Genomic DNA, 7,475 nt, shown 5'->3' with positions numbered 1-7,475 from the left:
AAATACTGTCAGAAGGTGCTAATTCGCGGCGCTTAACACAAACTCAAAATTGTTCGGAATCGTCTGATTGCGCAGGCATGAGGACGATGGGTGCGGCATATCAGCGCACACAATCGATGCGTGGTGAGTGCCTTCGAGAATTGTTCGGAATCGCCTAATTGCGAAGGCGTGAAGACGATGGGTGCGACATATCAGCGAGCTTCATCGATTCGCAAAGAGCGCCATCGGGCTGCAATGGACGGTTTGGATCGACGGTTCAGATAGACGATTCAGATAGACGGTTGGTTGACGAAGAAGCGGATCGTAAGCTTCACCATGCTAGCCCAGCGTTAACCTAGGGATAAGGCTGCCTTGAATTCGAGAATGGTTCTTGCAGAAAGTCTCTGCCAGAATTTATGGGTTCGACGCACTTCGCGTTGTCGAATGGCCGAACCGCGGCAAGGTGCCGTCGACATTCACAATAAATAGGAGGCAGACATGGTTCACAGGACCCGCATTGCAGACCGACATCCCTTCGATTCACGTCACGCTTTGCGCCGCATCTCCCTCCCGGTGGCGGTTGCGCTTGGCCTGAGTGGAGTGGCCATGAGCGCGTCGGCTGCGACGACCCTGCTTTTTCTCGGTAGCAGCGTCACATGGGGCTACACCGAAGTCGAAGGCTTTGGCGTTGGCACTGTGACCGATCTGAACGGATGCACTGAAACTGAGGGTGGCTGTAAGAAGGTAGGCGGACTGCCTGCCATCTTCAAGGCGTTTACAAAAGAGGCCGGGCTCGACTACGACATTTCATTTGAGGTCATCCCCGGTTCCTCGCTGACACAGCACTACGACACGAAACGCCCGATCATCGATCGGGCTTGGGACAAGGTCGTGATGAATGGGCAGACGACCCTGGATTTCGACGCGCCGGGCAATCCGATGCGCCTCACTAAAGACGTCGGGCTCCTTGGTGCGATGTGGCAGGCGCATAACCCAAAAACGGAGATCTACCTCCTATCAACATGGTCGCGTGCCGACCTGGCCTACAAGACACCGGCCAGCGTGTGGTACGGCACCCCCATCTATCAGATGGCGAAGCAAATTCAGGCGGGCTACGAGTATGCCGCCGCGGCGAATCCGACTGTAAAGTCACAGGTCGTTCCCGTTGGTCTCGCCTGGAACCGCGCCATGGAGGACGGCATCGCGACTTCAAATCCCTACGAGCCGATCTCCCCGGGCAAGGTTGATTTGTGGCGATCCGGATTGCCACCCGAGAAAAACAATCACTATCACGCGAGCCGATTCGGAAGCTACCTCGAGGCCCTCGTCCTGTTCGGTTCGATCACCGGTGTCGATCCGAGATCGCTGGGACCGCACGAGCAGGCGGCGGAAACACTCGATATCACCCCAGCGCAAGCACATGACTTGCAGGAGGTGGCTGCCGAGCAAGTTCAGCTATCCAAGGTGGCCGAGCAAGCCGCGAAGGCAGCAGCCGTCACGGCGAATGCATCGCGATAGTGAGATCAGCCCGCACTACGGGTAAAAACGTACCTGAGTGAGCGCTTCGCATACCTGCCGCAAACGGCTGGCATTCGAAGCGTGCTTGGCCTGGGTGGAGACGCGCGCCTCGCCAACCCTGGATCCGCGTGCCTCCAGAAAGCCTTGTGGACCATAGTAGCCGCCGTCACTGACATCACGCGAAGTCGCCGCGTAAAGGGTCGGCAGGGCGCCTGCGTAGTCGGTGTTCAGCACGGTACCGATGAAATGACTAAGAAGCTCGCGGGCCGCTCTTGAAATCGCGGAGCGATCTCCGCCGCGAAACAGATTGGTGTTCGCGACACCAGGGTGAGCGGCAACCGACATGACTCGGGAATTGGCAGCGCGCAGACGCCGGTCCAGGTCGAACGCAAACATCAGATTGGCGAGCTTCGACTGCCGATAGGACCGCATCGGCGAATACGTTCTTAGGGATTGGAGATCGCTGAAATCGATCTGTCCTTGCTTGTGCGCGATCGAAGCGATCGTGACGATGCGTGGTCGGTCAGGAGATTCAGTCGCAGCGAGTTCAAGAGCAGGCATCAGGAGCGCAGTCAACGCGAAATGGCCGAGTACGTTGGTGCCAAACTGCAGCTCGAAGCCTTCCGCAGTCTCGATGCGCTTCGGTGGCGCCATGACACCCGCGTTGTTGATGAGGATGTGTATGGGGCGTTGCTCGTCGAGTTCCCTCTGCGCGAACTCGCGCACGGACGCGAGGGATGCGAGATCGAGAATCGCCAGCTCGACGCGAGCGTCGGGTGCAGCGGCGTTCAGACGGGCCAAGGCTGCTTCTCCGCGTTGTCTATCGCGGCACGCGAGTATGACTTGCGCGCCTTTGCGCGCCAGAGTCAATGCGGCATGGTAGCCAATACCGCTGTTCGCTCCAGTGATGACAACTCGCTTGCCGACCTGCGGCGGAATATCGGTGATGGTCCAGTGTTTGTCCATATTGCTTCGGCTCAGCATAGTGGCAGTCAAGTTCGAGACTACCATTAGCGGGTCTGGCGTGCGCAATGGGTTAGGCCGCGATTGTTCGACTCATCGCACGAAGGCACCGCGTCGCACCCTTTGCGACTATCTCGTCTCGGGCGCGTGACGCCATGCGGTTCAGGGCGCCGAGGGGCCCACCCGCTTCGAGCCTTCGCCGCGCGGCCGTGGGTCGGCGACGCAAATCGGAATACCGCCACACTTGTTACTCCCAACGTTCGATTTCCGATGCCAAACTGTCTCACGACCCATTGTCCAAAACATCGGCGCCATCGCCGGTGAGCAGGATGGATGGACGCGATCGTGACCCTACAGGACTTTCTTTAAGGAGCGAAAACATGAACGTGGCTTACACCGGCGGATGTGCCTGCGGCGCTATCCGTTTTGAGATTGCTGCCGAGCCGTTGATGCAGAACGACTGCCAGTGTCGCGATTGTCAGAGGAAGAGCGGCACTGGGCACGGGTCCTATTTGACCTTTCCGCGCAAAGGCGTAAAACAAGCCGGTGAAGCAAAGCTTTGGGACATCGTTGGCGATAGCGGCAATCTGAAGACTCGCGCCTTCTGTCCCACCTGCGGGTCGCCGGTATATATGACGTTCTCGGCCATGCCTGATGTATTCACCGTGCACGCTGCGAGCCTTGATGATCCAAGCCGATACAAGCCGCAGGCGGTGACATACGCCGTGCGTGGTCAAGCTTGGGACCATCTCGATCCAGCCCTGCCGAGATTCGACAAGATGCCGCCGATGTGAAATGACACACACCAGTTACTCAAAGGGAGCCGGTCATGACAGTCAATACCGTATTGATCACAGGCGCGTTATCGGGCATTGGTCGTGCCACCGCCCTCGCGTTCGCCCGTGACGGCGCGCGCATCGTCGTTTCGGGCCGGCGTGAAGAACCGGGCCTCGCTTTAGTCAAGGAACTTGTCGCACTCGGCGCCGAAGCCGCGTTCTTTCGCGCTGATGTCCGCCACGAAGCGGACGTCGAGCGTTTGGTCACCTTCACCGTCGAGCGCTTCGGACGGATCGACGCCGCGATCAACAATGCGGGCACCGAAGGCGTACGCGCGGCTTTCACCGAAGTCACGGCAGAAAATTACGCCGAAACATTCGATACCAACGTGCTCGGCGTCCTGATGAGCATGAAACACGAGTTGCGCGTGATGGTGAAACAGGGCGGCGGCAGCATTGTCAACCTGTCGTCGGTTGCCGGCAAAGTGGGTTTTCCCAATAGCGCGATCTATGCGGCGAGCAAGCATGCGGTGGAAGGATTGACCCAGACCGCGGCGCTCGAATTCGCGGCGCAGGGAATCCGGGTCAACGCCGTCGCGCCCGGACCAGTCGAAACTCCGATGCTGGAACGATTCATCGCGGGCAACGCTGAAGCAAAAGCCGGGTTCTTCGCGTCGATCCCGGCAAGACGCGGCGGGCAGCCTGACGAAATCGCGCAAATGATCGTTTTCCTCGCGTCCGATCACGCGCGCTATCTGACCGGGCAGAGCATCGCTGTGGACGGCGGTTATACCGCCCAATAAGGTCGAACCGTCACCGCCGCGCCTGACACGACATTGGCCGCATCCTCGATGCCGGAGAGGTGCGGTGCCGCCAGCTCGTAGAGCCGGGCGCCTTCGCCACTCAGGTGCAGCGCGCGTGGTGCGATCCAGCAACCGTACGCCGATGCGCGCTTCGAGCCACGAGACGGACCGGCTCACGCCTGAAGCCGACGGTCAAAGCAGTTCACCCGCCCGCGTAGAGCTACCGGTCTCGACGACGGCCGCCAGCGACGCGCACAGAGAAAACGCAACCAGTTATTTGCAATTTATGAAAGACACCGTTTCAGATTGAGCCCTACTGACGGGCGGAACTTCAGCCGTTATCCGCAAGTATCCTGCCGGTGTGCACGCTGTCTGTGGGCTTGGCGCTTTCTCCGACGTTAGAATCAATATAAGAAGCACGCGAACATATGAAGCTATCCTTTGTCCAGAAGCTCTGGTTGCCACTAGTCCTGAGCCTGCTGTGTCTCGCTGGAGTATCGATCTATAACGCTTACCAGACGAGAGCAACGCGGCTGGACGAGCGCAAGGCGGACCTGAAACATGCGTCGGAGATCGCACTAAGCGCCGTCAAGGCCTTTGGCGATCAGGCCGCCGCCGGCACCGTGCCCGTCGCGGAAGCTCAGAAGCGGGCGATGGACAGCATCCGGAGTATGCGGTACGGCGAAGACGGTTATTTCGTGATTATCAATTCTCGGCCGACGGTGCTGATGAACCCGGCGAAACCGGCATTTGAAGGCAAGGACGTCGGCGACTACAAGGATCCGAACGGCGTCTACTTCTTCAAGGACGTGGTCGCTGTTATCAAACGTGACGGGAAGGGCTTTACCGCGTATTCGTTTCCGAAAATAGGGACAACCGAAGCCTTTCCGAAAATCGTCTACAGCATGTCCTATCAGCCGTGGGACTGGATTCTTACGACAGGACTTTATGTCGACGACCTCGATGCGGCATTCCGCTCGACGCTGTATCAGAGCCTCGGAATTCTGGTGGTACTGGCCTTTGCCTTGTCCGCGGTCGTTGTGCTGCTCAACCGCGGCATCCTCCGCTCCCTGGGCGGTGAGCCGTCCTATGCGGCCGAGATTGCCAACCAGATTGCCAATAACGATCTGACTGCGGTGGTGAAGACGGCACCGGACGATCGCTCGAGCCTGCTGTTTTCGATGAAGCGCATGCAGGAGCAACTCGCGCAAACGATCGGCACGATCAGAGTTTCGGCCGACTCGATCGCTACCGCGACTCACCAGATAGCCGCAGGCAACCTTGACCTGTCGCAGCGCACCGAAGAGCAGGCCGCCTCCCTCGAGGAAACGGCGTCCAGCATGGAGCAACTGACCTCTACGGTCAGCCAAAATGCCGACAATGCCAGTCAGGCAAATCAGCTTGCTGCGCAGGCTTCCCAGGTGGCGGAGCAGGGTGGCACCGTGGTGTCACGCGTGGTGGAAACCATGGAGGGCATCAACGCCAGCTCGGACAAGATCACCAACATCGTCGGCATCATCGAGGGTATCGCCTTCCAGACCAATATCCTCGCATTGAACGCGGCCGTCGAAGCGGCGCGGGCGGGTGAGCAGGGGCGAGGCTTCGCAGTGGTGGCCTCGGAAGTGCGTTCGCTGGCCCAACGCTCCTCGACGGCCGCGAAGGAAATCAAGGAGTTGATCCACGATTCCGTGCAGCGGGTGCAGACCGGTGCCGGCCATGTGCGGGAGGCGGGTGAGAAGATGCGCGAGATCACGCACGAGATCAGGCGCGTGACCGACATCATGGGTGAGATCACCGCCGCCTCGCGGGAACAGAGCAAGGGCATCGGCCAGGTCAACCAGGCCGTCACGCAGATGGATGTCGTCACGCAGCAGAACGCGGCGTTGGTCGAGCAGGCGGCGGCGGCTGCCAGCTCGCTCGAGTCGCAGGCAGGCGATCTGAAAGCTTCTGTTTCAATGTTCAGGCTGAACGCCTCACGCGACGCCGAGGTCATTCGCCCTGTCGCGCAGACCCACACGGCGGCTACGTCGCGCTCCAGGGGGCTCGCCACCCTGTCCTGAAGCGGCCCGCAGCGCAGCTTGTCAGGGCGGCGCAAGCCGCCCAGGTTGGAGAAGGGACAGCTTTTAGAGGGCTTTCCGCATCACCGCAAGGCCCCCCATCTGCGCTTGCGAGTCCGGCTCACCGGGAGCCACAAGATGGGTGCGGCCATGGATTGCGAGGCGAGCGGCCTAAAGGGTCCGCAATCGGCCGTTTTCACCCCAGGTGCAGCCGTTACCTCGATGTGCGTGGCAGCCGGCCGATGCGTCGTCACGGTCCGAAATGAAACCTCGTGAAATACTTTTTCAACAGATCGAGGCGTGCCGTAGTTCTATATTTGACGCGTCGCGATTCGGATATATGACCTAGCCCCCTGATCCGAGGCCACGATCCTGATTGGGATTTGGCCCAGTCAGCCGGAACCCGTACTAACGCCGCGCAGCAATATTCCAGTCTGTTCCACGCGGGCGTTTGACCTGTCGCTGCCTCGCAGTGCAATTGATAAGGAGCCCTTTGTGTACTGGACACGTTACCAAACAATGATCCGACGCTCATTGCGCGCACGGGTAGCCGTCTCTCTGTGCGTGCTGCTCGTCGCAGGATGCGGCGGCAACAACATGGCCGACATGGTCCGATACTCGCCGCAGCAAGCCGTTCGACCCGATACTATCTATGTCTACACGTTTGACCTCGACCCTGCGTTGGTCCAGACCGATCACGGTATGGTCGCGACGTTCAAGCGATCCGCCAGCGGACAGTCTTCCATTGCCGCACAAGCCACGCTCGCAACGAAGGTGCAGGAGGAGGTCGCGAACGAGATCGTGATGCGGTTGCACTCTCGGGGATTGCGTGCAATTCACGCCGATACCGCTGCTGTGCCGACTCAAAACATTCTGCTCGTGAAGGGGCGATTTGAAAACGTCGACTCCGGGAATCGTGCACGACGAGTCGTCATCGGGCTTGGCGCGGGCAAAAGCCAGGTTGGTGCAACCGTCGAAATTTCGTATCAGTCTACGGGCGGGACGCCGGTACTCGTTAAAACGTTCAAGGCTTCGGCGAACAGCGGGCGCATGCCAGGCATGGCTGAAACAATGGGACTTGGTGCCGCTGCGGGTCTCGCCGAGTCAGCGGCCGCTGCAGGAGGTGTGTTGCATGTCACATCCGAAACGAATCACGCGAGTCCCGTAAGCGACGCCGGCCGCATGGCCGACCTGATCGCAAAGCAGATAGCACAAGTGGGCGCTGACGAAGGATGGCTCTTGAAAGCAGGCCCGAAGCCCGGTCCGAAATAGCGCGCGCGGCCGCGTCCATTCACGCGACGCCAACCTGTGCCTCTCTATCAGCACGAAGAGACACCTGAATCATGAATCCGAGCAATGCTATCCAACTGTCTGCGCTC

6 protein-coding genes are annotated in these 7,475 nt (G+C 59.6%); 5 read left to right on the top strand and 1 reads right to left on the bottom strand.

The window, feature by feature from the left end:
• The first annotated feature begins 585 nt into the window (after positions 1-585).
• Positions 586-1,497: a PEP-CTERM sorting domain-containing protein gene (locus tag HV670_RS25620; RefSeq protein WP_175107806.1), complete on the top strand. Its 912-nt coding sequence runs from the start codon at positions 586-588 to the stop codon at positions 1,495-1,497.
• 15 nt (positions 1,498-1,512) lie between these two features.
• Here the strand turns inward: HV670_RS25620 and HV670_RS25615 are convergent, their stop codons facing one another.
• Positions 1,513-2,463 (bottom strand): oxidoreductase, encoded by a 951-nt coding sequence (locus tag HV670_RS25615; RefSeq protein WP_175107805.1) that lies wholly within the window; start codon positions 2,461-2,463, stop codon positions 1,513-1,515.
• 377 nt (positions 2,464-2,840) lie between these two features.
• Between HV670_RS25615 and HV670_RS25610 the strand changes: the two genes are divergently transcribed.
• The 4 genes from HV670_RS25610 (at position 2,841) to HV670_RS25595 (ending at position 7,368) form a co-directional block, all read left to right on the top strand.
• The gene (locus tag HV670_RS25610) at positions 2,841-3,254 is read left to right on the top strand and encodes a GFA family protein (protein WP_175107804.1); all 414 of its coding nucleotides are present in this window, start codon (positions 2,841-2,843) and stop codon (positions 3,252-3,254) included.
• 35 nt (positions 3,255-3,289) lie between these two features.
• A complete protein-coding gene (locus tag HV670_RS25605; protein WP_175107803.1) occupies positions 3,290-4,039 on the top strand; it encodes an SDR family NAD(P)-dependent oxidoreductase in 750 nt (249 codons plus the stop codon).
• 428 nt (positions 4,040-4,467) lie between these two features.
• A complete protein-coding gene (locus tag HV670_RS25600; protein ID WP_175107802.1) occupies positions 4,468-6,099 on the top strand; it encodes a methyl-accepting chemotaxis protein in 1,632 nt (543 codons plus the stop codon).
• A gap of 516 nt (positions 6,100-6,615) precedes the next feature.
• The gene (locus tag HV670_RS25595; protein WP_175107801.1) at positions 6,616-7,368 is read left to right on the top strand and encodes a DUF4410 domain-containing protein; all 753 of its coding nucleotides are present in this window, start codon (positions 6,616-6,618) and stop codon (positions 7,366-7,368) included.
• Positions 7,369-7,475 lie beyond the last annotated feature (107 nt).

This window comes from Pararobbsia alpina, assembly GCF_902859895.1.
Lineage (GTDB): Bacteria > Pseudomonadota > Gammaproteobacteria > Burkholderiales > Burkholderiaceae > Pararobbsia > Pararobbsia alpina.
This window is presented reverse-complemented; position numbering and strand designations above follow the sequence as displayed.